Annotated in this window: 19 protein-coding genes; 9 read left to right on the forward strand and 10 right to left on the reverse strand. The window is 71.9% G+C overall.

Annotated elements, in window-relative coordinates:
- Nucleotides 1-285: 285 nt before the first annotated feature.
- A complete protein-coding gene (locus ACIQK6_RS25105) occupies nt 286-1,425 on the reverse strand; it encodes a PucR family transcriptional regulator (RefSeq protein ID WP_402695501.1) in 1,140 nt (379 codons plus the stop codon).
- Between the two features lie 778 nt (nt 1,426-2,203).
- On the opposite strand from ACIQK6_RS25105, the gene ACIQK6_RS25110 reads away from it, so the two are divergent.
- The 5 genes from ACIQK6_RS25110 to ACIQK6_RS25130 all read left to right on the forward strand — a co-directional run bounded on the left by ACIQK6_RS25110 (nt 2,204) and on the right by ACIQK6_RS25130 (nt 8,076).
- Nucleotides 2,204-3,055 (forward strand): hypothetical protein, encoded by an 852-nt coding sequence (locus tag ACIQK6_RS25110; RefSeq protein ID WP_329097154.1) that lies wholly within the window; start codon nt 2,204-2,206, stop codon nt 3,053-3,055.
- A 29-nt stretch (nt 3,056-3,084) separates the two neighbouring features.
- Nucleotides 3,085-4,503 (forward strand): NADH-ubiquinone oxidoreductase-F iron-sulfur binding region domain-containing protein, encoded by a 1,419-nt coding sequence (locus ACIQK6_RS25115; RefSeq protein ID WP_329097156.1) that lies wholly within the window; start codon nt 3,085-3,087, stop codon nt 4,501-4,503.
- Nucleotides 4,504-4,630: 127 nt separating this feature from the next.
- Entirely contained in the window at nt 4,631-5,635 is a 1,005-nt protein-coding gene (locus ACIQK6_RS25120; RefSeq protein ID WP_329097158.1) for an SCO0930 family lipoprotein, read from the forward strand.
- Between the two features lie 102 nt (nt 5,636-5,737).
- The gene (locus tag ACIQK6_RS25125; RefSeq protein WP_329097160.1) at nt 5,738-6,307 is read left to right on the forward strand and encodes a hypothetical protein; all 570 of its coding nucleotides are present in this window, start codon (nt 5,738-5,740) and stop codon (nt 6,305-6,307) included.
- Between the two features lie 194 nt (nt 6,308-6,501).
- The gene (locus tag ACIQK6_RS25130) at nt 6,502-8,076 is read left to right on the forward strand and encodes an alpha/beta hydrolase (RefSeq protein ID WP_329097162.1); all 1,575 of its coding nucleotides are present in this window, start codon (nt 6,502-6,504) and stop codon (nt 8,074-8,076) included.
- Nucleotides 8,077-8,197: 121 nt separating this feature from the next.
- Here the strand turns inward: ACIQK6_RS25130 and ACIQK6_RS25135 are convergent, their stop codons facing one another.
- The gene (locus ACIQK6_RS25135; protein ID WP_329097165.1) at nt 8,198-8,686 is read right to left on the reverse strand and encodes a MarR family transcriptional regulator; all 489 of its coding nucleotides are present in this window, start codon (nt 8,684-8,686) and stop codon (nt 8,198-8,200) included.
- A gap of 73 nt (nt 8,687-8,759) precedes the next feature.
- On the opposite strand from ACIQK6_RS25135, the gene ACIQK6_RS25140 reads away from it, so the two are divergent.
- The 3 genes from ACIQK6_RS25140 to ACIQK6_RS25150 all read left to right on the forward strand — a co-directional run bounded on the left by ACIQK6_RS25140 (nt 8,760) and on the right by ACIQK6_RS25150 (nt 11,859).
- Complete coding sequence (locus tag ACIQK6_RS25140; RefSeq protein ID WP_329097167.1) at nt 8,760-10,886, forward strand: MMPL family transporter; 2,127 nt, start codon at nt 8,760-8,762, stop codon at nt 10,884-10,886.
- Nucleotides 10,887-10,978: 92 nt separating this feature from the next.
- Entirely contained in the window at nt 10,979-11,257 is a 279-nt protein-coding gene (locus tag ACIQK6_RS25145; protein WP_329107481.1) for a UBP-type zinc finger domain-containing protein, read from the forward strand.
- A 122-nt stretch (nt 11,258-11,379) separates the two neighbouring features.
- Nucleotides 11,380-11,859 carry a DUF427 domain-containing protein gene (locus tag ACIQK6_RS25150; protein ID WP_329097169.1) on the forward strand — a complete coding sequence of 160 codons (480 nt, stop codon included), beginning with the start codon at nt 11,380-11,382 and terminating at the stop codon, nt 11,857-11,859.
- 29 nt (nt 11,860-11,888) lie between these two features.
- On the opposite strand, the gene ACIQK6_RS25155 is transcribed toward ACIQK6_RS25150, so the two are convergent.
- The 5 genes from ACIQK6_RS25155 to ACIQK6_RS25175 all read right to left on the reverse strand — a co-directional run bounded on the left by ACIQK6_RS25155 (nt 11,889) and on the right by ACIQK6_RS25175 (nt 17,814).
- The gene (locus ACIQK6_RS25155; RefSeq protein ID WP_329097171.1) at nt 11,889-13,142 is read right to left on the reverse strand and encodes an NAD(P)/FAD-dependent oxidoreductase; all 1,254 of its coding nucleotides are present in this window, start codon (nt 13,140-13,142) and stop codon (nt 11,889-11,891) included.
- Nucleotides 13,143-13,361: 219 nt separating this feature from the next.
- Nucleotides 13,362-13,814: an SRPBCC family protein gene (locus tag ACIQK6_RS25160; RefSeq protein ID WP_329097172.1), complete on the reverse strand. Its 453-nt coding sequence runs from the start codon at nt 13,812-13,814 to the stop codon at nt 13,362-13,364.
- Nucleotides 13,815-13,864: 50 nt separating this feature from the next.
- The gene (locus ACIQK6_RS25165) at nt 13,865-15,295 is read right to left on the reverse strand and encodes an MFS transporter (protein ID WP_329097174.1); all 1,431 of its coding nucleotides are present in this window, start codon (nt 15,293-15,295) and stop codon (nt 13,865-13,867) included.
- A gap of 34 nt (nt 15,296-15,329) precedes the next feature.
- Nucleotides 15,330-15,743 carry a PaaI family thioesterase gene (locus tag ACIQK6_RS25170; protein ID WP_402695502.1) on the reverse strand — a complete coding sequence of 138 codons (414 nt, stop codon included), beginning with the start codon at nt 15,741-15,743 and terminating at the stop codon, nt 15,330-15,332.
- 46 nt (nt 15,744-15,789) lie between these two features.
- Nucleotides 15,790-17,814, reverse strand: a complete 2,025-nt coding sequence (locus ACIQK6_RS25175) for an NADPH-dependent 2,4-dienoyl-CoA reductase (protein ID WP_329097177.1) — start codon at nt 17,812-17,814, stop codon at nt 15,790-15,792.
- A gap of 208 nt (nt 17,815-18,022) precedes the next feature.
- On the opposite strand from ACIQK6_RS25175, the gene ACIQK6_RS25180 reads away from it, so the two are divergent.
- Nucleotides 18,023-19,384 (forward strand): alpha/beta hydrolase, encoded by a 1,362-nt coding sequence (locus ACIQK6_RS25180; protein WP_329097178.1) that lies wholly within the window; start codon nt 18,023-18,025, stop codon nt 19,382-19,384.
- 30 nt (nt 19,385-19,414) lie between these two features.
- On the opposite strand, the gene ACIQK6_RS25185 is transcribed toward ACIQK6_RS25180, so the two are convergent.
- The 3 genes from ACIQK6_RS25185 to ACIQK6_RS25195 form a co-directional block, all read right to left on the reverse strand.
- Nucleotides 19,415-22,438: an alpha-mannosidase gene (locus ACIQK6_RS25185; protein WP_402695503.1), complete on the reverse strand. Its 3,024-nt coding sequence runs from the start codon at nt 22,436-22,438 to the stop codon at nt 19,415-19,417.
- Nucleotides 22,439-22,513: 75 nt separating this feature from the next.
- The gene (locus ACIQK6_RS25190; RefSeq protein WP_329097182.1) at nt 22,514-23,392 is read right to left on the reverse strand and encodes a carbohydrate ABC transporter permease; all 879 of its coding nucleotides are present in this window, start codon (nt 23,390-23,392) and stop codon (nt 22,514-22,516) included.
- Nucleotides 23,389-24,282 (reverse strand): sugar ABC transporter permease, encoded by an 894-nt coding sequence (locus ACIQK6_RS25195; RefSeq protein ID WP_329097184.1) that lies wholly within the window; start codon nt 24,280-24,282, stop codon nt 23,389-23,391. The genes ACIQK6_RS25190 and ACIQK6_RS25195 overlap by 4 nt, the downstream gene beginning before the upstream one ends.
- Between the last annotated feature and the right edge of the window lie 11 nt (nt 24,283-24,293).

Here is a 24,293-nt window from a genome sequence, read left to right on the forward strand (position 1 = left end):
TACCGCACGACCACACGGCCCGGGCCCGCGGCCCGGGCCGGCAGCGCACCACGCCGCACCGCACGACGCCGCACGACACAGCACCACGCCGCACTGCAGGCCACGGCCCGCACCGCACCGCAGGCCACGGCCCGGACCGGTGGTGCACCGCAGGACACACGGCACACAGCACCACAGCCCCACAGCCCCACCCGGCGGGCCCGCCCCAGGACGTACGCACGACACAGCCCGGCCCGGCCCCGTATTACGGGGCCGGGCCGGGCTGTGTCGGGATCTACTTCGGGATCAGAGGCCGTTTACGCGGGCCATCCGTCCGACGACCATGGGGGTGAAGTCTGCTTGGATCACGCGGGCCGCCCTGCGGCCGACCCGCGAGTGCTGACGCCGGACCTGGGCCATCAGCCGGCGGCTACGCAGGGCCATCTCCAGCTCGAACCGGGTACGGGGGTCCCGCAGGCCGGTGCCGAAGAGCTTCTCCAGCTGACGCATGCGGTACCGCACGGTCTGCGGGTGGACACTCAGGGCCTTGGCGGCCTCGGGGGCCCCGCCGCCCTCCAGCCAGGCGAGCAGCGTCACCTCCAGCCGCTCGCTCTGGCGGGGGGTCAGGTCGGCGAGCGGGCGCAGCCAACGGGCTGCCAGCGCGTGGGCCAGGGGCTCGTCCTGAAGGAGCAGCAGGGTCGAGAGGTGGTCGTCGACGAAGACGGGCCGGACCTCCAGGCCGGGGCGGGCGGGGGTCAGCGCGGCCAGGCGCAGTGCCCAGCGCAGTGAGGAGGCCGTGTCACGGAGCGGGACGGCGTGGCCCACGGCCGCGAACCGGCCGCGCAGCAGGTTCTCCAGCGGGGCGCGGTTGTCCGGGTCGGCACTGGGGACGAGCAGGCACGGACGGCCCGCGAACATGCCGACGAGAGCGTGGTCCAGTACCGCCGCGAGCTGCTGGGTCTCGCCGGGCGTGGCGGGCACGATGGCCCGTACGGCGAGCGGGAGGGGCCAGCCGGCCGCCTCCGCGAGCTCGCTGAGGGACATGTCGGATGCGTCCCTGTCATCAGTGAGGGTCCTGAACAGGTCGTGCCGCGCCCGGTCCATCTCGCGGACGCTGTCGTGCCGCGACTCGTGCCGGCTCGTGTGCCGGGCCTCGCGCAGCCCTTCGTTGCGGACTTCGCGGAGGGCTTCGCGACGGCCCTCGTTGCGGGCCTCGTTGCGGACCTCGCGGAGGCCTTCGCGACGGCCCTCGTGCGTGACCTCGCACTCGGCCCTGACCGCGGCCCTGGCTGCGGTCCCGACCTCGACCTTGCTGCCGAACCGGCTCTCGACCTCGATCTGATTCTCGATCTCGTCCTCGCTCTCAGCATGTACATCGTGCTCGTCCGGTGCTTGTTCCCGGTGCTGATCCTGGTAGCCGAGGACGGTGAGGAGAGCCTCTTCCACCCTCTGCCGGAACAACTCGTCATCGATGGCATCGTTGTCATCGATAAGTGCGGAAAATTCCGGAATTCCATGCAGAAGCTCCTCCACTATCTCGGCGGCCAGCGAAGGGAGTTCCCTGCGCAAGACGCGCGTCCACTCGCCACGCGGGCGGGACCAGATGCGGTTCAGAAGTTCACACATCGTTTTCCTCGTTCGTGCCGGGGTGAGGCTTGTCCAGGGAAGAGCGACAAGCCCGCCGAGGTTGCTCCCCACGTCAACATCTATGTCTGACGCGAGAGTTGCGGCCCTCGTACTCCCTCCTAGAGAGGTCCGACCACTTACGGTCCTGCGACTTTGCCGTCTTTTTGCCGTCGAGGACGCGTAGGTGGCGGGCGGCGCGGTGGCCTGTCGCAACCCCCGCTGGAGGGGAATCTTCCGGGGTTGTTCGATGCACCGGAGACGCGGTGCGAGAAATTATCACGTTTCGATAAAACCTGTGGAGCTGCTGTGCAGCTCCACGATGCTGCTGCACTCCGGCCCCAAGTTCCCTCGGCCGGCGCGGAGTTTCACAGCGCTGCCGGGTACGACGACAACGACCCCCGGGTACCGAGCGCCAGGTGGAGTGCTCGGATGCCCAGGCGCACAGGAGACCTGGATGCCCCTGCCCCAGCCTCAAATGCCCAGCTCACACAGGGCCCGCCGCAATCGCCGACATGCTTCGGCTGCGGCTGCGGCCGCCGGACGGAGGGCCGTCAGGCGACCCTCCCTCCTCCCCAAGGAAGGCAGGCTGAGTCCCGGCGTGCTCTGCGCCGTCGGCGCGGTCATCACGGCCGTCATCGTGGCCGCCCGCGCGGGCGCCTTCAGCCAGCTATTCGCCTTCCTCGATTTCGGGGCGGGCGTGCTCTCGCTCGTCTCGCTCACCGCCACCGTCCTCTGGGGGCTGGCCGCGACCGACCGGGCCGTCCTCGGTTCGGGGCACCGGCTGCTCGCCCAGGGCGCGCACCGCGGCCTCGCCGTGTCAGGGCTCCTCTTCCTCGCCCTGCACATCTGGATCAAGGTCGCGGGACAGCGGACGACCGCGACTTCCGCGGCCGTGCCGTTCACGGACGCCACCCGGCCCGTACTGGTCGGGCTCGGCAGTCTGGCCGGATACCTCTTCATTGCGGTGGCCATCTCCGGCGCGGTGCGCAGCGTGTTCAACACCAGGAGCGGCTCGGCGTGGTGGCGGGTCCTGCACTTCGGCGCCTATCCGGCCTGGGGCGCCTCACTGGTGCACGGCCTGAAGTCGGGCCGCGCGGCCGCCCCCTGGGTCACGTCCGCGTACGCGCTGGCCCTGCTCGGGATCGTGGGTGTGCTCGTGTTCCGGGTCAGGAGCCGGATGCGCGAAGCGGCCGTCTTCGTGCCGCCCACCCCCCAGCCCGTGGCGGAGGCGCCCGTCCGGGGCGGCGTGCCCCGACAGAGGCGCGGCTCGCGTCCTGCAGCGGCAGCCGTGACCGCGAACCAGGCCCAGCCGCCCCGGCCCGAGCGACCGGCCCTCAATGACCGACCGCCCCTGAGCAACGAACCCCCGCGCACCGCCGTCTACGCTCCGAGCCGGGCCCGGGCAGCTGCGGATGCCGAGACGCTCATCAGCCGGGACCAGTGGCTGTGAGCGGCGAGCCGCGCCCCAGCCTCGGCTGCGTGGGCGCTCCCCGGCTGCTGGCCGGGCTCGACCAGGCCGCGCGGCTCGACCGCGTGGCCCATCTGACGACACACGGCCAAATGCCCCGATACCGGCCGGAAGAACTCGTCGACCTCGCCGAGAACATCGACCTCCGCGGTCGCGGCGGCGCGGGCTTCCCCTTCGCCAAGAAGCTGCGCTCCGTGATGCGGTCGGCCCGCGCCGGGGACGGACAGACCGCCGTCGTCGTCAACGGTAGTGAGGGCGAGCCGAGTTGCCTCAAAGACACCGCGCTGCTGCTGCACACCCCCCATCTGGTGCTCGACGGGGCCCTGCTGGCCGCCGCCGCGCTGAACTCCGAGGACGTCGTGGTGGGCGTCACCCGGAGGGACGTGGAGCAGTCGCTGCGGGAGGCCGTCGCGGAACGCGGCCCGGCAGGACGCCGGGTGCAGGTCACGCTGCTCCCCGAGCGCTTCGTGACCGGCGAGAGCACGGCGCACGTGAACGGCCTCAACGGCGGGCCGACGCTGCCGTCCGGCCAGAAGGTGCGCACCAGCGACCGGGGCCTGAACGGCGTGCCCACCCTGTTCTCCAACACCGAGACCTTCGCCCAGCTGGCCGTCGCCGCCCGGCTCGGCGCGCTGGACTTCCGTGCGACCGGCCTGCCCAGCGAGCCGGGCACCATCATGCTGACGGTCGCGGGCAACACGGTCGTCGAGACGCCGAGCGGAGCCGCGCTCTCCTACATCCTGGAACTGTGCGGCACCGATCCGGGCCAGGGCGTCCTGGTCGGCGGGTTCCACGGCAAATGGCTCACTCCGGCAAACGCGCGAGCGGCCGAGATATCACGCGAGTCCCTCGACCGGCTCGGCGCGCGGCTGGGGGCGGGGGCGGTGATGCCGCTGCCCATGGACACCTGCCCGGCCGGCGAAGTGGCACGCGTGACCCGTTGGTTGGCCAAGGAGTCGGCCGGCCAGTGCGGCCCGTGCGTACGCGGGCTGCCCGCCATCGCCGACGTACTGGACGAGGCCATCCGGGGCGGGGGCAAACCCGCCCTGGAGATGCTGGAGCTCCGGATGAAGGCGGTGCTCAAACGCGGCGCGTGCAGCCATCCGGACGGCACCTCGAACTTCGTCGCCTCGGCGCTCAGGACCTTCCCGGACGAGTTCCGCGACCACGCGCTCGGCAGCGGCTGCGGCAGACGGGTGCTGGGCGCCCTTCCGCTGTTCGAGGACGACGAGAGCCCGGAGCGGCTCCTGGTCGACTGGACCCTCTGCAGGGGCCACGGGCTGTGCGTGGACGTCCTGCCCGATGTGGTCCGCCTGGACCTGGACGGCTTCCCCGCGGAGGCGTCCATGGCCGTACCCCGCGCGCAGCGCCAGAAGGCGCTGCGCGCGGTGCGGCGCTGCCCGGCCCTCGCGCTGCGCATCCAGGACTGAACCAATGCCCCGGGTTCAATGTTGGCGCGATCTGACAAATTCCCCGGGATATTCGCTTCCACCGCTCCCGGCCCCGTATCAATTACCGGGGGCAAGGAAACGCGGAACCGAACCTGAAGGAGAGATCGTGAAGATAAACCGTCGTGAGATATTCGCCGGGTCAGCGGTCGCGGTACTGATGATGACAACCGCCGCATGCGGAAGCTCCGACAATTACGGGGGAAAGGCACCTGCGGTACAGCCGGTGGGCGACAGCAAACAGGTCGGAGCCGGCTCCGGCTACGGTGACCCCTACGGAGGCGGTTCGGGCGCGGCCCCGGCGGGTGCGGCCGGCAAGACCGGCTCGGCCGGACAGCTGAAGGTGAACGAGATCGCGGGCCTGGGCCCCGGGGTCACCGACAGCGAGGGCTTCACGCTCTACCGGTTCGACAAGGACACGCCGAAGCCGCCCAAGTCCAACTGCGAGGGGGACTGCGCGGCGGCCTGGCCCGCGGTGTCCGCCGATGACGCCTCGGTCAGCGCGGGAATCGACGCGGCGCTCCTCGGCTCCGTAGCCCGGGCCGACGGCACCAAGCAGCTCACGCTCGCCGGATGGCCGGTGTACCGGTACTCCAAGGACGCTAAGCCGGGCGACTCCTTCGGCGAGGGGGTCGGCGGCACCTGGCACGTCCTGGGCCCGGGCGGGAAGCCGGCCGGCGCCAGCAAGGGCGAGGGGGCCGGTGCGGAGAAGGAAGAGAAGAAGGAAGAGAAGCCGGACGCCGCGGCGAAGGGCGGCGAACTCACCGCCGTACAGAACCCCCAGCTCGGAACCCTCGTCGAGGACGGGGAGGGCAAGACGCTCTACCGGTTCGACAAGGACAGCGCCTGGCCGATGAAGATCGGCTGCGTGGACGCCTGCACGGACACCTGGAAGCCGGCCAAGCCGGTCGACAAGGACAAGGTAAACGGAATCGCCCCTGAATTGATTGGAAAGGTGAAGCGGCCCGACGGTAGCGAGCAATTGACGATCGACTGCTGGCCTGTTTACACCTTCACCGGTGACAAGGAACCGGGTGACACCACCGGGCACAACAACAAGGGCCTCTGGTTCGCCATCACCGACAAGGGCAAGAAGGCGAAGGTCGTCGGCTAGCCCCTGTCGGCGGCCCGCCGATCCGCCCCTGGAACGCGTGGTGCCCGGGTACCTCCCCGCCCGGGCGCCACGGCCCCTCCCCGATCAGCCAGAGAGGTCACCATGCCGTCCACCGACCGCCGCACCCGCCGGATCCGGCGGATCCGCTCGTCGCTCACGGCCGTCGCGGCGGTATGCGTCACCACGCTGCTGTGCGGGGGCTGTTCCTCGAAGGCGGCGGCCCAGCACACCTCGGCCGAGGCCCCGGCGACCGCGGCGGCGGCACCCGGGACCTCCCTCGAACAGATCGCCACGGCCATCGGCTGTACCGCCGAGGTGAACGTGGAGGTGGAGGAGCTGCGCCAAGGCGGGTGCCAGGCCGGACAGGTCGTCTACCGCATGGCCACGTTCACCGCCGAGCAGGGACTTCGCTCCTGGCTGACCGAGGCCCAGATGTACGGCGGCCTCTACCTGGTCGGCGACCGATGGGTCGTCACCGCGCCGACGGAGGAAGCCCTGACCACACTGCGGGGACGTCTCGGCGGCTCCCTGGAGACCGGCGACACCCACGGTGGCGCACACGGCGGGACAGCCGGTGCTACGCCCGGCGGGACAGCCGGCGCGACACCCGGCGCGACACCCGGCGCGACGCACGAGGGCGAACACGACGGCGGCCAGGGGGGCGGCCACTGAGGCCTCCCCCGAACCGCGCACGCGTCGGCCCCCGGTACACGACCAACCGGGGGCCGACTTCGGCGTGTCGGCCACATGTCCTGTTGTCGGCTCCTTCGTGAGGAGCACGGGGCACAAACCTTCGGGATGATTCGGCCGAGCTCCAGGTGCAACAAGGTGGACGCGTAAGCGACTTCACCGAAAGGATCGGCTCAGTGCGCCTGAAACGCTTCGCACCGCTGCTCGCCGCCGCCGGACTCATCGCGACCACCGTGCCCCTGCTGTCCGCGACCCAGGCCTCCGCCGCCCCGGCCGCGGACCACCTTCGGCAGAAACCCGCCTGGCACCGCTGCAGCCCCGAGCAGCCGGCCTCGTACGAGTGCGCGACGCTCAAGGTCCCGCTCGACTACCGGCGTCCCGACGGTCGCACCATCGACCTCGCCATATCCCGGGTGAAGAGCGAGAACCCGGCCAAGCGCCACGGCGCCATGCTGCTGAACCCCGGCGGACCGGGCGGTTCCGGCCTCGACCTGCCGCTGCTGATCGGCGAGGCGATGCCGAAGGAGGTGCGGGAGCGCTACGACCTCATCGGCTTCGACCCGCGCGGGGTGGGTGCCAGCAGCCCGATCACCTGCGGCCTGACCGACACCGAGCAGAACTTCAACCGCGCCTACCGTCCGGAAACCTTCGGCTCCGACGTGACCTGGGCGCGCACCGTCGCCGACAAGTGCCGCGAGAAGGCCGGTTCGGTGCTTCCGTACATCACCACCCGCAACACGGCCCGGGACATGGACACGATCCGTGCGGTCCTCGGCGAGCGCAAGCTCTCCTACCTGGGCTACTCGTACGGGACCTACCTCGGCGCGGTCTACTCGCAGATGTTCCCGGACCGCACGGACCGTTTCGTGCTCGACAGCGGCGTGGACCCCCAACGGATCTGGCGCGGCATGATCCAGGTCTGGGCCACCGAGGCCGAGCCCGCGTTCGCCCGGTGGACGCAGTGGGCGGCGCAGCGGTCGGCGGAGTACGGGCTGGGCGACACCCCGAAGGCCGTGTCCGACACGTTCTGGGACCTGGTGGCGCGCGCCGACAAGGAGCCGTTCGAGTTCGAGGGCATGAAGGTCGACGGGGACATGATCCGCTCCGTGCGCGGGGTGTTCTTCTACCCGGCGCAGGCCACCCCGCTCGTCGTGGCCCTGAAGGCCGCGGCCGAGGGCAAGCCGCTGCCCGCGGGCACGACCGAGACGGAGGTCAAGCGGCTGCTGGCCGGCGGCGCGGCGGCCGAGCCCGCCTCGGACAACAGCACCGCCGTGTTCTGGGCCGTGGCGTGCGGGGACACTGGTAGCTGGCCGCGCTACACCGAGCAGTACGAGCGGGACGCCGCGAAGGACAAGGCCAGGTACCCGCTGTACGGGGACTTCGCGTCCAACATCATGCCGTGCGCCTTCTGGGACCGGCCGGTCGAGGCGGCCACGCCGATGCACAAGAAGGCGAACGTGCTGACGGTGCAGAACGAGTGGGACTCCCAGACCCCGCTGGTGAGCGGCCAGGGCCTGCACAAGGCCCTCAAGGGCTCGCGGATGGTGCTGGCGGCCGGCGGTGAGGGCCACGGCGTGTACCTCTTCGACCCGACCTCCTGCGCCAATGCCCCGGTGAGCGCGTACCTGGCCACGGGCGAGCTGCCCGCCCGGGACGTGACCTGCCAGAACCCGCCGGCCGCTGCCGAGCGGCGCGGATCGGTGGCGCCCGCGAAGCCGCTGCCGTTCCCGTCCGCCCCCGGGCGGTTCTGACGACCCGGAGCACCACGCGTTGACCTGCGGAACCTGCCCGGGGCCTCGGCCCGGGCAGGTTCCGCAGTCGTTTTCCCCCTCCCCCGCTCAGGAGCCGATGGTCAGGCGGCGCCGGCGCCCGTCATCGGACGAGGGTGAGCTGATGGTTCATCTCGGCGAGGAAGCGCACCACCACGTGGAGTTCGTCGTGGGTGAAGCGGGCGCGGGCGGCGTCGGTGCCGTGGGCGAGGGGGCGGAAGTAGTCGCGGGCGACCTGCTGGGCCGCTTGGGCGTAGTGCAGGTGGACCACCCGGCGGTCGTCGGCCGCCCGGACGCGGCGGATGTGGCCGGCCTTCTCCAGTCGGTCCAGGCACGCCGTCATGGCGCCCGAGGTGAGGTTCATCTGCTTGCGCAGCCGGCCGGGCGTCATGGGGCCGCCGTCGTCGGCGTCCGCGTCCAGTACGGCGATGAGCGCCTGGACGTCGGTGAGGTGGAGGCCCTGGGCGTGGGCGAACTCCTGCGCGATGCGATTGAACTCGGCGTTCATCCGGCGCAACAGAACGGCGAAGGACTGCAACCCGATCGGGTCGTCGGCCGGAAGCAGAGGCGAGGGGCTGTCTGTGTCGCGCATGATCTCAGGATATGATCTCTCGATGATTGACATTCTTTACAACTGACTTAAATGTCACGGCCAGGAGCTCGCATTGAAGAACACACCGCGCTGGGCCCGCTGGGTCGTACCCCTCGCGCTTCTGATCCTGTGGCTCGGCATCGGCGGGACGCTCGGTCCGTACGCGGGCAAGTTGGGCGAGGTCGCCACGAACGACCAGGCGGCGTTCCTGCCGCGGAGCGCCGAGTCGACGCAGGTGCTCGAAGCCCGCAAGGCGTTCGAAACGTCGCCGTCCGTTCCCGCGATCATCGTGTGGACGGCTGACGGCGACCGGGTGGACGTCGGGCAGCAGGAGGCCGCCGCCCGCGCGGTCAGCGGTCTCACCGGCCGGCCCGGCATCGCCGGTCCGCCGTCACCGGCCGTCGTTTCCGATGACGGCCTGGCGATCCAGGCCGTCGTACCGCTCGCGCCCGGCCTGGGCGAGGAGCTGCCGACGGTCCTGGACGAGGTGCGGCAGGCCGCTCAGGCGGTGTCGGGCACCTCGGTCGAGATCGCAGGTCCGGCAGCCACCCAGGCGGACCTCTCCGATGCGTTCGCCGGCATCGACGGGCTGCTGGTGGGCGTGGCGCTCGGAGCGGTGTTGTTGATCCTGCTGCTGGTCTACCGCAGCGTGCTGCTGCCCCTGGTGATCATCCTCAGTGCGGTGTTCGCACTCGGCCTGGCCTGCGCGGTGGTGTACGTGCTGGCCGACCGGGGCGCCGTCCGGGTCGACGGTCAGGTCCAGGGCATCCTCTCGATCCTGGTGATCGGGGCCGCGACCGACTACGCCCTCCTGCTGACCGCGCGTTTCCGGGAAGAGCTCGTGCTACGGGGCGACCGGCTGGAGGCGGTCCTGGCCGCCGTGCGCCGGTCGGCCGGCGCGGTCACCGCGAGCGCGGCGACCGTGGCGCTGGGGCTGCTGGCCCTGCTGGCGAGCGATCTGACGAACAACCGGGCTCTCGGGCCGGTCGGTGCGATCGGCATCGTCTGCGCGGTGTTGAGTTCCCTGACCTTCCTGCCGGCCGTACTGGTCCTGCTGGGCCGGACCGCCTACTGGCCCGCCACGCCCGAGCCGTCCGACGCGCAGGCCGAGGGCCACGGCGTGTGGCGCCGCATCGCAGGTCTGATCGACCGGTCTCCGCGGCGCGTGTGGACGATCACGGCCCTCCTGCTCGTGGTCCTGGCGGGGTTCTCCGCCTCCCTGTCTTCCAAGGGCGTGCCACTGGAGGAGATCTTCGTCAACGACGCCCCCTCGGTCAGTGCCCAGCAGACCCTTGCCCGGCACTTCCCCGGCGGTTCGGGCAACCCGGCCGTCATCATCGCCGACGCCCGGCGGATCGCCGAGGTACGGGCGGCGGCCGAAGGCACGGAAGGAGTTGCGGCGACCGTCCCCGTCACCGCGGGCGGCCGTCCGGGCTCGGGGGCTCCGCTCGTCGTGGACGGCCGGGTGCGCTTGGACGCCACGCTGGAGGCGGCGGCCGACAGCGACGCCGCGAAGGCGACGGTCCAGGAGCTGCGCGAGCGGGTGCACGCGGTGCCGGGTGCCGACGCGTTGGTCGGGGGCTACACGGCCCAGCAGTTCGACACCCAGCAGACCGCGGCCCGCGACCGCGCCGTGATCGTCCCGGTCGTCCTCGGCATCATCCTGCTGATCCTGGCCGCCCTGTTGCGGTCCCTGCTCGTACCCGTCCTCCTCGTGGCGACGGTGGCCCTCAACTTCCTGGCGACCCTGGGCGTGTCCGCCCTCGTCTTCGAGCACCTGCTCGGATTCAGCGGGACGGACGCTTCCGTGCCGCTCTACGGCTTCGTGTTCCTGGTGGCGCTCGGCGTCGACTACAACATCTTCCTCATGTCCCGCGTACGGGAGGAATCCTTCGTCGTGGGCACCCGCGAGGGCGTTCTGCGGGGGCTCATCACCACGGGCGGGGTCATCACGTCCGCCGGCGTGGTCCTCGCCGCGACCTTCGCCGCGCTGATGGTGATCCCCCTGGCCTTCCTCGTCCAGATCGCCTTCATCGTCGCGTTCGGCGTCCTGTTGGACACCCTCGTCGTGCGTTCCCTGCTGGTGCCGGCCCTCATCATCGACATCGGCCCGCGCGTCTGGTGGCCGAGCGCCCTGGCACGGCCGGCCACGGCGGTCGACCCGGACTCCGCACCGGCACGTCAGGAAGGCCGACCATGACCTCCGAAGATCCCGACGGCCTGCGGCCACCGCTCTCCTCGTGGGCGGTATCGCCCGACGGAGGGCTTCCCGAGGGGCGTGTCTGTTCCCACCTGGCGGCACTGCCCGCATCGCCGGGGACGCCGTACGAGGTCTGCGCGCAGTGCCGCTCCCGCGGCTGGACCTGGACCCGGCTCAGGTGGTGTGCCACGTGCGGGCACGTCGGATGCTGCGACAGCTCCCGCGGCCGGCACGCCTACGCCCACCACGCGCAGACGGGACACCCCGTGGCCCTGTCCCTGGCCCCTGACGAGTCCTGGGCCTGGTGTTTCGTCGACGAGGTCTTCCTCGTCCGGGTCCCGGGGGGAGACGGGCCGGGCTCGCCCCACTGAGGCCGCCGGGCTTCGGGCCACCGGGTTCGCCACGTTCGCGACGAGGTCGGCGCACCGCATCCGCCGGCGGGGAATTCGGCGAAGTCCGGGTGGAGGTGCATGCGATGGGTGAGGCTTGGCGCATGGATGGCCGGCGGTCGACCGAATCGGTCGGGGAGTACCCGCGTCCGCCGCGGGTGGAGGCGGACGCGCGGCGCGTGGTGATCGTGCATCGGGGAGTGACGCTCGCCGACTCCCGGGGTTGCCGACGCGTGTTGGAAACGAGACACCCCCCGGTCTTCTACGTGCCGCGCGAGGACGTGCGCAGCGACCTGTTGTCGAGGTCCCGGGCGACGAGCGTCTGCGAGTGGAAGGGGTCGGCCACGTACTGGACCTTGGCCGTGGACGGCTCCACCGTCCCGGACGTGGCATGGAGCTACGAGGCTCCCCGGCCGGAATACGCAAGCATCGCCGGGAGTCTGGCCTTCTACGCGGGCAAGGTCGATCTCTGCACGGTGGACGGAGAGCGCGTGCTGGCCCAGCCCGGCGACTTCTACGGCGGCTGGATCACCGCCGAGATCCTGGGCCCGTTCAAGGGCGGTCCGGGAACGACCGGCTGGTGAGGGCAGGACCCGGCGGCGGGTGACGTCCGTCAGGGCGTTGCCGCGGTCCCGAGGTCGGTGAGCACCTCGCGGGCCGCCCTCGCCCCCGAGGCGAGTGCTCCCTGGAGCGAGCCCGTCGCGCGGTGGTCCCCGCAGACGTAGCGGCCCGGGGCGAAGCGGGTGGTGCGGGTGAGGGGCATCGGCGGGGGCATGGCCGGCAGGGCGTTGCGCACCGTCACGCGGTGCACGGGCTCCCAGGTTCCGGTGTCCACACCGTAGGCCTCGGCGACGGCGGAGAGCACGGCCGCCTCCTCGGCCGGGGCGGGGGCACCGAGCACGGAGGTCGACACCAGGCTCCTGCCGTCACCGCAGTAGCCGGGCTGGACCTCGGTCAGGACGCACGTGTTCAAGAACCTTCGGCGTGCGTCGATCAGCAGGGTGGGTTCCGGGAGGGGAGAGCGTTCGACCGCGTGGTAGAGGGTCGTAACGGTCCGTCCCGCCGGCGGTTCGAGGCCGGGCAGCAGGCGTGCCGCGGCGCCGGCCCCGGTGGCGACGACGACGGCCCGCGCCCGCACTTCCCCGTCGCCGGACGCCACTCCCGTCGGCGTCAGCGCGGAGACCGGCGACGCGAGCCGCAGCACCCCCCGGGGCAGCCCGGCGGCCAGTTGGGCCGGCACGGCGCCGATGCCGTCGCGGGGGAGGCAGAGCGTACCGCGCAGCATGCTGCGCCAGACCAGGTGGAAGAAGCGGGCGGAAGTCTCCAGGGAGTCCTCCAGGAAGACCCCCGACAGGAAGGGCCGGAAGAAGGTTTCGACGAAGTCTTCGGAGAACCCCGCGTCGGCCAGGGCCGTGCGGGTGGTGACGTCGGGTCGGGCCCGCGCCCGGGAGGCGGGTGCGAGCACGGCGTGCGCCGACAGGGCGCCGAAGGCCAGCAGGTCGCGCGGCGTGACCCGCCCGCCGGTGAGGAGACCGATGCCGTCGCGCGGGCGCCGCGTGGGATCGGCGATCCGGAGCCTCCCGGCGTCGCAGTGGACCAGCACACCGGGCGTGAACGGCCGCAGGAAGAGAGCGCGCAGGTCGAGCCGGCGCCTGACCTGTGGGTAGCTGGTGTTGAACACCTGGAAGCCGCGGTCGATGGTGAAGCCCGCGACCCGGTCGGTGCGGATGCGGCCGCCGACAGTGTCTTCGGCCTCCAACAGGCGCACCCGCAGGCCGGCCGCAGCGAGATCCGAGGCGCATGCCAGGCCGGCGGCTCCCGCACCAACGACCACCACGTCGTGCCGCTCGCCCTGCGCCTCGGCCATGAACGCCCTCGCACTTCTCGCCCGACTCTTGCCCGACTCGCACGGCTGCGGCCAGGCTACGCGCGGCTTCTGGACGGCGAGGGCGGACGCGCCGCCCCCGCCCGCCCCGCTCGGGGCGCACGTTGCCCCTTCGTCAGGCGCGGTGCAAAGACCGGGGCCGAGTCGGGCCCGCCGGCGGTTCCGAGGACGGCCGGGGTGAGTCCGGCTGACGAAGCGCCGCTACGGGGTGAGGGACGCCTCCGCGGCCGCCTTGATGCGGCGGCCGAAGTCGGGGGCGTCCTTGCGGGCCGCGCCGGCCGCGAGGCCGACGAGCAGCTTGCCGATGCCGTGGCCTTCGAGGGTGTTGAAGATGCGGACGCGGGTGCGGTCGCCGGGCAGGGATTCGAGGTCGTAACCGCCTTCCGCCGTGATGAGGTTGCGGCTCTGCTCCGTCCAGCGGATCAGGTGCGGCGGTTCCAGACCGACGATGCGGAACTCACGGCCGGTCTTCATCCCGGCGTCCTTGACCGTGCTCCGGAAGACCGTGCCGAGGGCCGTGGGGCCGTCCGGGGTCTTGGTGATCTCCTGGACGCGCGGGCTGAATTCGGGGTCGTGCCGCCCGTCGGCGAGATAGGCGAACACCGCCTCCACCGGTCGGTCGATCTCAACACTCGCCTCGAACTGTCCGGACATGTGGGCTCCTCGGTGCGGCTACCTGTGGTCCACGATCCCAGACGGGCACGTTACGCGCGCGCCGACGGCCCCGCGGCCGGCTCCTGGTCCGGGGCGGCGGGCCCGGCCACGACCGCGCCCGCGCGGCTGCCGCGCAGCGGGGTCAGCAGCGCGCCGCCGAGGATCAGCAGGCACAGCGCCCCGCCCGCGAGGCTGACCGCCGGGACCCCGTGTCGGGCGGCCAACAGCGTGAGCACGGCCGCGCCCACCGGGCCCGCGGCGTTGTGCACGGTCCAGAAGGCCGACGTGACCCGGCCGAGCAGGTGGTCCGGGGTCACCTCCTGGCGCAGGGTCATGCTGCAGATCCCGCCCAGGGTCATCCCGAACATGAAGACGGCGGCCAGTGCGGCGATCACCGGCACGCTGCGGCTGACGCCCGTCACCGTCACCCCGACGGCGATCATCCCGACCGAGGCGAGCCAGCACGTGCCGAAACCGAGGAGCCGGCGCAGTCGCCCCGCGCTCAGGGCCGCGGCGACGGACCCGGCCCCGCTGACGGCGATCACGTAGCCGAGGGTGGCCGCGTCCCGGCCGAGGTCGTGCTGGACCCGGTAGATCAGCAGGTCGGTGGCGCCCATGGTGACGAAGGTCAGCAGGGTGAGCCCTACGGTGAGCGGGCGCAGCAGCGGGTGGCTCCACAGGAAGCGGAAACCGACCACGAACATCTCCCGGAAAACCCCGGACCCGGACCCGGCCCCCGCCCGGTCCCCGGACCCCGCCCCGGTCTTGTCCGCGCCGTCCCCGGCCGGGCGTGCGGTGAACCTGACCCACCCGAGGCTCGTGGCGGACACCAGGAAGGTCGCCCCGTCAAGGGCCAGCGCCCAGTCCGCTCCCACTCCGGCCGTGAGGAAGCCGGCGACCACCGGTCCGAGCAGGCTCCCGAGGGCGAAGGTGCCCATGAGCCGTCCGTTGGCGGCCGTGAGGTCCTGCGTGCGCACCAGATTGGGGATGGCCGTCACGTACGCGACGTCGAACAGCGTCCTCAGTACGGACGCGAGCGCGGTCAGTACGTAGAGCAGCCAGATCTGCGGCCCGGCGACCCACCAGACGAGCGGTACCGCGCCGAGCAGCACGGCCCGCGCCAGATCGCAGACGATCATGAGCCTGCGGCGGTCCACCCGGTCCACCACGTAGCCGGCGAAGATCCCCGTGCCGATGGCGGTGGCGGCGGAGACGACCGTGACCAGGCCCATCTGGACGATGGATCCGGTGGCGTGGAGGACGAGCAGCGGGAGTGCGAGCATCGAGATGGACCCGCCGAGCACGGACAGGGCCTGGCCGAGCCAGAAGACGGCGAAGTCCTTGTTCCGCCGCAGCGGCGGAAGCGAGTCGTACGTTCTGGATTCCGCCGAGATGGTCCCGCTCCCCCGTGCCCGCCGGCCTCCTTCGTGGTCGGCCGATCCGGGCGAGCGTAGGCGAGCCGGTCCGCCGCCCGCCAACACGTTTTCGCCCCGACTCCCCCGGTCCCGGAGGGGGCTAGCCGAGCAGGGCGTACACCGTGGAGGCCGTGGCCGCGGGGTCCTCGGCGCCCTCCGGGGTCAGGGTGATGTCGGCGAAGGCCATCCGCTTGCCGAGCTTGGTCACCCGTACGTGGATCAGTACGTCGGCCCCGACCACCGGCCGCTGGAAGCTCGTGGACTGCTGAACGGTGGTCATCGGCCCGTAGGCGCCGCGGGCGGCGGAGATCGCGATGACGGTGGCCGTGTCGGCGGCCGCCATCATGGCCTGGCCGGAAAGGCCGCCGCCGTCCCGGGCCAACTCGTCCGACCAGGGCAGGCGCAGCACGGCGTGCCGCTCGCCGGTCTCCTGGACGCTCAGCCCCAGGGCGAGCACCCAAGGGGCGAAGTTGTCGGTAAGGATCTTGTCTGCGTCTGCCGGTGAGATCGTCACCGGGAGATTGTGGCGGTCCGGCCGGACCGCCACAATCCCCTTTCGGTCAGAGACTTGCAGCGAGCTCCGTGCCCTGTCGGATGGCCCGCTTAGCGTCGAGCTCGGCCGCGACGTCGGCGCCGCCGATCAGGTGGGCCTCCACACCCGCCGCGCGCAGGGCCTCGTACAGGTCGCGGCGCGGCTCCTGGCCCGTGCACAGGACCACCGTGTCGGCGGGCACGAGGCGCTGTTCGCCGCCGACGGTGATGTGCAGGCCCTGGTCGTCGATGCGGTCGTACGCGGCTCCCGCGACCGAGACGACGCCCCGGTGCTTGAGCTCCGCGCGGTGGATCCACCCGGTGGTCGTGCCGAGGCCCGCGCCGACCTTGGTGGCCTTGCGCTGGAGGAGGTGGACCTGGCGCGGCGTCGCGGGGCGCTCGGGGGCGGTCAGCCCGCCGGGGCCGGCGTACGTGGTGTCCACGCCCCAGTGGCGGAAGTAGACGTCGGGGTCCTGGGCTGCGCCCTCGCCGCTGTCGGTGAGGAACTCGGCCACGTCGAAGCCGATGCCGCCGGCGCCGACGACGGCGACGCGCTCGCCGACGGGTGCTCCGTCGCGCAGCACGTCGAGGTAGCTGACGACGTTGGCGTGGTCGACGCCCTCGATGTCGGGGGTGCGCGGGGTGACGCCGGTGGCGACGACGACCTCGTCGTAGCCCTGGAGGGTCTCCACGTCGGCGCGGGTGTTCAGGCGGACCTCGACGCCGGACTCCACCAGCTGGGTGCCGAAGTAGCGGATGGTCTCCTCGAACTCCTCCTTTCCGGGGATGCGGCGGGCGACGTCGAGCTGGCCGCCGATGTGGCCGGAGGCCTCGAAGAGGGTGACGGCGTGGCCGCGGCCGGCCGCGGCGACCGAGCAGGCGAGGCCGGCGGGACCGGCGCCGACGACGGCGACGCGCTTCTTGGTCCGCGTCGGGGACAGCACGAGTTCGGTCTCGTGGCAGGCGCGCGGGTTGACCAGGCAGCTGGTGATCTTGCCGCTGAAGGTGTGGTCGAGGCACGCCTGGTTGCAGCCGATGCAGGTGTTGATGGTCTCGGAGCGACCGGCCGCGGCCTTGGCGACGAAGTCGGCGTCGGCCAGGAAGGGACGGGCCAGGGAGACCAGGTCGGCGCGGCCGTCGGCGAGCAGCTCCTCGGCGATCTCCGGGGTGTTGATGCGGTTGCTGGTGACGAGGGGGACGCTGACCGCGCCCATCAGCCGCTTGGTGACCCAGGTGTAGGCGCCGCGCGGGACGGAGGTGGCGATGGTGGGGATGCGGGCCTCGTGCCAGCCGATGCCGGTGTTGATGATGGTGGCGCCGGCCGCCTCGATCTCCTTGGCGAGGTGGACGACCTCGTCGAGGGTGGAGCCGCCGGGGATCAGGTCGAGCATGGAGAGGCGGTAGATGAGGATGAAGTCCTCGCCGACGGCCGCGCGGGTGCGTCGGACGATCTCCAGCGGGAAGCGGACGCGGTTCTCGTACGCGCCGCCCCAGCGGTCGGTGCGCTTGTTGGTGGCGGCGGCGATGAACTCGTTGACCAGGTAGCCCTCGGAGCCCATGATTTCGACGCCGTCGTAGCCCGCGAGCTTGGCGAGGCGGGCGGCGCGGACGAAGTCCTCGACGGTGCGCTCGACCTCGGCATCGGTGAGCTCGTTCGGGACGAAGGGGCTGATGGGGGCCTGGATGGCGCTGGGCGCGACCAGGTCCTTGTGGTAGGCGTAGCGACCGAAGTGGAGGATCTGCATCGCGATCTTCCCGCCCTCGGCGTGCACGGCCTCGGTGATCACCCGGTGCTCGGCGGCCTCGTCCTCGGTGGTCAGGCGCGAGCCCCCCTCGAAGGGGCGGCCGGCGTCGTTCGGCGAGATGCCCCCGGTGACGATCAGGCCGGCGCCGCCGCGTGCGCGCTCGGCGTAGAAGGCGGCGAGCCGCTCGAAGCCGCCCTGGTGCTCTTCGAGGCCGGTGTGCATCGACCCCATGATCACGCGGTTCGGCAGGGTGGTGAAACCGAGGTCCAGGGGGCTCAGCAGGTGCGGGTACCGGCTCTGGGAACTCATGAGGGGCGCCTCCTCGCGCGGGGGTGATGAACCTGTTCTAGCGAGGGGAGGCAGGTTTTGCAACTAAGTGCATAACCAGGTGACCGCATCTCGCCCCGTCTCCCCCGGGCCCACTGGGTCCGCCGTCCCGAAGCTGTGGCACAGTTCACGCCGGCGGCGCGGGCGGGGGCGCGCCCGGCGGGCGGCCGGGGTCGGTAGCGTCGGCCGGATGATCGAACACCACTCCCTGACCGTGAACGGCCTCCCGCTGGAGTACGAGGTGTCGGGCCCGGCGAACGGCGACCCGCTGGTGCTGCTGCCCGATCAGGGCGACTGGGCGGTGCTCCGCGCCGAGCTCGCGCGCACCCGCCGGGTGTACCTCCCGTACGCGTGCCGCAACGCCGAGCCGGCGGGGTCGTACCCGTGGCCGTACTGGGGAGCCGACGTACTCCTGGGCTTCCTGGACGCCCTTGACCTCGACCGGGTGGACCTCGCCGGCCGCGCGGGGGGCGGGGTGGCGGCCTACCAGGCCGCGGCGGCCCGGCCCGGGCGGGTGGCCCGGCTGGTCCTGGAGGAGGTTCCGGCTCCGCGCGAGGACTGGCAGGTGAGACCCGACCACGTCGAAATCGACTGGTCCGAATGGTCTGACCGGGAGCAGTGGGGGAGCTCTCTGCCCGAGCCCGACGAACTGGACGAGTTCGGGCGGATCACCGCACGGACCCTGATACTCGCGGGTGGCCCCACGAGCCCGTACGCACAGGACCGCATCGCGGAAATGTCCCGCCGGATCCCCGACGCGCGGCTGACCACGATCCCCGTGGGACACCTCGTCCACGCGGCCGCCCCGCAGGAATTCGTCCGGGCGGTCGTGGACTTCCTCGACGAACTGCCCGACGGCGAGTCGGCCCGGCTCTGGCTGGCCGAGCGGGGCGTGGTCCGGACCGGCGAGCACACCTGGACGGACGGCGGGACCGGGGAGGGCCGGCTCACCTCGAACGAGGTCGCCCACTGGTGGTCCGCGGCTGCCCTCGGGGACGACTCCCTCGACGTCGAGCACCGGCTGCGGCTCGGCTTCGGTCTGGTGGACCTCCTCGACGAGCACCGGGTGACGGTCGAGATCGCCTCCGCCGCCCGGGGCATCGCGGATCCGGACACGGCCCGCGTGCTCTGGAACGGCTACCGCAGCCGACTGGGCGCCCCGGCTGCCTGCGCGGCGATCACCCGCTCCCTGCGCGCCGACTGGTTCGAGGACCGCGACACCGTGGAGACGGCCTTCACCGAGGTCCTCGGCAAGGACGTCACACAGTTGCAGAAGGACGCCCCGGAAGCCGTGCTGCGCCGTGCCCGGCGGGTGCTGGAATCCTCCGGACGCGTGCCCTGGCAGGTCAAGGAACTGGCCTACCGGGCCGCGGCCCGGGTCACGGCCCTGCACGAGGCCGTCTTCCGGGGCATCCTGCACAGCCACCGCGACGGGCACGGCGGCCTCGACCGCGCCCGGGCGCGCACCGTCCTCGACAAGCTGGAACTCCCGGCTGACACGGCGCACCTGGCCGAGCTGCGGACCGCGCTGGGGAGCGGGCCCCGGCCCTGACGGCCGGGCCGGGGCCCGCCCGGGCGGTGATCAGGGGCGGTGCAGGCGGACCGTGACGATCTGGAACGGGCGCAGGGTGAGCGGGATCCGGCGCTCGGGGGTGGGGACGCCCACCGCCGCGCCCGCGAGCGGGCGTTCGAGCAGGTCGCTCTCCACCGCGTCCGTGATCGGGAAGCCCGCCGTGAGGGTGGCCCGGGCGCGGCCGCCGCGGGACTCGTAGAGGCGGACGATCACGTCACCGCTGCGGTCCTCGGCCAGCTTGACCGCCTCGACCACCACCGCGTCCTCGTCGACGGTGAGCAGCGGGGCGACCGGGCCCGCGCCGCGGACCACCCGCTCGGGCAGGTTCAGCGCGTGGCCCTCGCGGACCGCGTCCCCGATCCCGGCGCCGGGCGCGATCGAGAAGCGCAGGGTGTGGGAGCCCTGGTCGGTCTCCGGGTCCGGGTAGCGCGGGGCGCGCAGCAGGGAGAGCCGGACCGTGGTGGTCTGGCCCCCGTCGGCCCGTACCTCCCGGGTCACGTCGTGCCCGTACGTGGAGTCGTTGAGCAGCGCCACCCCCCAGCCGGGCTCCTCCGCGTGGATCCAGCGGTGGGCGCAGATCTCGAACTTGGCCGCCTCCCACGAGGTGTTGGTGTGGGTGGCCCGGTACACGTGTCCGAACTGGGTCTCGGAAGCGGTCCGGTCGGCCTTCACGTCCAGCGGGAAGGCGGCCTTGAGGAACTTCTCCGTCTCGTGCCAGTCCACCTCCGTGACGATGTCGACCGCCTTGGCCCCGGCCCGCAGGGTGATCTGCTGGACCGCCCCCGACCGGCCGAAGGAGCGGGTCACGCGCACGGTCGCCGACCGCGGGCCGCTTCCGGTGACCTCCAGCCGGTCCAGCTCCACGAGATCGGTGACCCGGTTGCGGTAGAACGCGTCGATGTCCCAGGCGTCCCACATGTTCGGGAAGTCGGGGTGGATCTGGAGCAGGTTCGCCGCGGCACCCGGGGCGACCGTCTCCCGGCGCGCCTCCAGGTCGTAGACGGAGACGATCAGGCCGCGGCCGTCGATCTCCACCAGCAGCCGGCCGTTGGCCAGGATGTGCCCGCCGCCGTGCCGCTCCTCCACCGTGACCGGCTCCCCCGCCCCGGCCGGACGGCCGGCCCCGCCGGCCGGAACGCCGCGGCGGGCGTGCGGGGCGCAGTTGAAGACGAGCTCCTCGGTGCCCTGACCCGCCAGCGCCTGCTGCGCGGCGAGGGTGATCGCCCGGAGCTCCTCGCGCACCGCCGCGTACGTCTCGCGCGCCTCGCGGTGCACCCAGGCGATGGACGAGCCCGGCAGGATGTCGTGGAACTGGTGGAGCAACACCGTCTTCCAGATCCGCTCCAGGTCCTCGTACGGGTACGCGTACCCCGCGACCCGCACCGCGGCCGTAGCCGCCCACAGCTCGGCCTCGCGCAACAGGGACTCGCTGCGCCGGTTGCCCTGCTTGGTCTTGGCCTGGGAGGTGTAGGTGCCGCGGTGCAGCTCCAGGTAGAGCTCACCGGCCCAGACGGGCGCGTCCGCGTACTCGGCACGGGCCTTCTCGAAGAAGGCGTCCGGGCGCTCGATCCGGACCTTCGGGGAGCCTTCGAGGTCCCGCTGGCGGCGGGCTCGGGCGAGGTGTTCGCGGGTGGGGCCGCCTCCGCCGTCGCCCCAGCCGAAGGGGACGAGCGAGCGCGAACCGTGCCCCATCTCCCGGTAGTTGCGGGCGGCGTGGGCCAGTTGGGCGCCGCCGAGGTCGCTGTTGTAGGTGTCGACGGGCGGGAAGTGGGTGAAGACGCGGGTGCCGTCGATGCCCTCCCACCAGAAGGTGTGGTGCGGGAACCGGTTGACCTGTGACCAGGAGATCTTCTGGGTCAGGAACCAGGTGGAGCCGGAGAGCTTGACGATCTGCGGCATCGCGGCGGTGTAGCCGAAGGAGTCGGGGAGCCAGACGTTGTGCGTCTCGATGCCGAACTCGTCGAGGAAGAACTTCTTGCCGTAGAGGAACTGGCGGGCCATGGCCTCGCCGCCGACCATGTTGGTGTCGGACTCCACCCACATGCCGCCGACCGGTACGAACTGCCCGTCCGCGATCTTCTTCTTGACCCGTTCGAAGAGCTCGGGCCGGTAGGTCTTGATCCAGTCGAGCTGCTGCGCCTGCGACATCGCGAACACGAACTCGGGGTGCTGGTCCATCAGGTTGACCATGTTGGAGGCCGTGCGCGCGACCTTGCGGACCGTCTCGCGCAGCGGCCACAGCCATGCGGAGTCGATGTGGGCGTGGCCGACCGCGCTGATCCGGTGCGCGGAGCCGTTGGCGGGGGCGGCCAGCACCCTGGCCAGACACCCGCGGGCGGCGGCCGCCGTACCGGGTACGTCGTCGAGGTCGAGGGCGTCCAGGGCCGCGCCGAGGGCCCTCAGGATCTCGTGCCGGCGGGCGTCCGCGGTGTCGAGCTGGATCATCAGGTCGTAGAGCACCTCCAGGTCCTGGACCAGTTCCCAGACCTCCGTCTCGAAGACGGTGAGCGCCATCCGGGCGAGCCGGTACAGGGGCTGGTCGCCGCTGGTCGGCAGGTCGCCCTCGTACGTGGCCGCGTGGTCGACCAGGACCGGGTTGGAGGCGGCCTCGACGTACCACTCGACCTGTTCGCCGCCCTCGGCCCGCTCGGCCACGCGCACCCAGTCGTTGTACGGATTGAGGGCCTTGACCTCGCCGCCGTCGGCCCGGTGGACCAGGCCCTCGCACTGGAACCCGGGCATCATCCGGTCGAAACCGAGGTCGAGGACGGCTTCCACGGTGCGGCCGGCCCAGTCGGCGGGGACCGTACCGGTGACCCTGAACCAGGTGGTGCCCCAGGCCGGACCCCACGGGTCGCCGATCGCGCAGGGCTCGTAGTGCGCCGCGAGTCCTGCGGCGACGGGGACGGGCTCGCCGGGGGCCTCCCACCGCTCGACGGTCAGCGGGACCGCGCGGGAGCGGACGGCGGGCTTGACGCGCTCCTCGAGGACCCGGCGGAGGCGGTGTTCGGTGATGCTGCGGTCGTCATGCATGACTGCTGCTCCAGGGAGGGTGGTCGGTACGGACGGCGGGCGGGCTCGGGTCGTGACGGATCGGGTCGTGAAGGCTCAGGTCTTGACGGCTCCCTCGCCCACGCCCTTGAAGAAGAAACGCTGGAGGGCGAAGAAGAGCAGCATCATCGGGACCAGCGCGGCCATCGCACCGGCGGCGACGAGCCGCTGGTCGTTGACGGTGGTGGCACCCGCCAGGGTCTTCAGGCCGAGCTGGAGGGTGTAGTGGTCGCTGTTCGTGAGGACCAGCAGGGGCCACAGGAAGTCGTCCCAGGCGCCCATGAAGCTGGTGATGCAGACGACGGCGAGGGCGCCCTTGGCTGCGGGCAGGAAGACCCGGGTGAAACGGGTCCATTCACCCGCCCCGTCCAGGACCGCGGCCTCCTCGACCTCCCGGGGCACGGCGAGGAAGGCCGCCCGCATGATCATGACGTTGAGCACGGAGACCGCCCCGGGCAGCCAGACGCCCACGAGGGTGTCGACCAGGCCCATCTCGCGGACGGTGAGGAACATCGAGATCATCACGGACTCGAAGGGGAACATCAGGGTCGCCACCAGCACGGTGAAGACCACCTGCCGGCCCTTCCAACCGGCCCGGGAGAGGGCGTAGCCGCCCATCGCCGCGAAGAGCATGTTCGAGGTGATCGCGAGGGCGGCGACCGTGAGGGTGTTGCCGACGTACTGGAGCAGCGGGAAGGACTCGGCGACCCGGACGTAGTTGTCGAGGGTGGGGCGCGCGGGCAGCACGCCGTCGTACACGTTCTCGGTGCGGCCGCGGATCGAGGTCAGGAACTGCCAGACGATCGGGCCCAGCATCACCACGAGCACCATCAGCAGCGTGGCGTACCTCCCGGCCAGGCCGATCCGGCGGCGCCTGCGGGCGGCGGCCGTGCGCCGGGACGGCTGCCCGCTCCCGGAGGAGGGCGGTCTGCTCATCGCTCGTCCCCCTTCGACAGGCGACGGCCCAGCAGGCTGAAGCCCAGGGTCAGGAGGAACAGCAGGATGGAGATGGCGCAGGCGTAGCCGGTCTCGCCGGAGAAGCCGAGGCCGACCTGCCGGATCAGGAAAGGCAGGGTGCGGGCGCCGCCGCCGGGGCCGCCGCTCTCGCCGCCGAGTATGTAGATCTCGGTGAACACGCGCAGCGCCGAGATGGCGGAGAGGGTGCCGACCAACAGCATCATCGGCTTCACCTGGGGCACGGTAATGCTGAAGAAGCGGCGGACGGGGCCGGCGCCGTCGATCGCGGCGGCCTCGTGGAGGGTGGCGGAGACGTTCCCGAGGGCCGCCAGGTAGAAGACCATGTAGTAGCCGAGGCCCTTCCACACGGTCACGATCATCGCGGAGACCAGCAGCATCGAGGAGTCCGTCAGGAACGGGACCGGCTCGGAGACGAGGTGCAACCGCTGGAAGACGGTGTTGACGAGACCGTCGCTGCGCAGCACCCACTGCCAGATCAGCCCGACGACCACGGCGGAGGCGATCACCGGGGTGTAGAAGGCGGAGCGGAAGAAGCCGATGCCGGGGACCTTCGCCCGGACGAGGACCGCGAGGGCCAACGGCAGGAGGACCAGGCAGGGGACGACGACCACGAGGTACAGCACGCTGTTGCCGGTCGCGACCCAGAAGTCGGGGTCGGCCAGGGCGCGCCGGTAGTTGTCGAGGCCGACGAAGCTGCCGCCGCGCAGGATCTGGGCGTCGGTGAGGGAGAGGACGACGGTGTTGGCGAACGGCCAGAGGCTGAACAGCGCCACCATCGCAAGGCCCGGTGCGAGGAACAGGTAGGGGGTCCACCCACTGCGGTGGGGCAGTCCGGTCTCGGTCTCCATGGCCCGCAGGG

It is taken from the genome of Streptomyces sp. NPDC091682 (assembly GCF_044756625.1).
Taxonomy (GTDB): domain Bacteria; phylum Actinomycetota; class Actinomycetes; order Streptomycetales; family Streptomycetaceae; genus Streptomyces.

Coding starts and splice junctions, on each gene's coding strand:
- ACIQK6_RS25125 (WP_329097160.1), top strand. CDS start 5,738: ATGCCGTCCACCGACCGCCGCACCCGCCGGATCCGGCGGATCCGCTCG.
- ACIQK6_RS25135 (WP_329097165.1), bottom strand. CDS start 8,686: ATGCGCGACACAGACAGCCCCTCGCCTCTGCTTCCGGCCGACGACCCG.
- ACIQK6_RS25150 (WP_329097169.1), top strand. CDS start 11,380: ATGGATGGCCGGCGGTCGACCGAATCGGTCGGGGAGTACCCGCGTCCG.
- ACIQK6_RS25155 (WP_329097171.1), bottom strand. CDS start 13,142: ATGGCCGAGGCGCAGGGCGAGCGGCACGACGTGGTGGTCGTTGGTGCG.
- ACIQK6_RS25160 (WP_329097172.1), bottom strand. CDS start 13,814: ATGTCCGGACAGTTCGAGGCGAGTGTTGAGATCGACCGACCGGTGGAG.
- ACIQK6_RS25175 (WP_329097177.1), bottom strand. CDS start 17,814: ATGAGTTCCCAGAGCCGGTACCCGCACCTGCTGAGCCCCCTGGACCTC.
- ACIQK6_RS25180 (WP_329097178.1), top strand. CDS start 18,023: ATGATCGAACACCACTCCCTGACCGTGAACGGCCTCCCGCTGGAGTAC.
- ACIQK6_RS25185 (WP_402695503.1), bottom strand. CDS start 22,438: ATGCATGACGACCGCAGCATCACCGAACACCGCCTCCGCCGGGTCCTC.
- ACIQK6_RS25190 (WP_329097182.1), bottom strand. CDS start 23,392: ATGAGCAGACCGCCCTCCTCCGGGAGCGGGCAGCCGTCCCGGCGCACG.
- ACIQK6_RS25195 (WP_329097184.1), bottom strand. CDS start 24,282: ATGGAGACCGAGACCGGACTGCCCCACCGCAGTGGGTGGACCCCCTAC.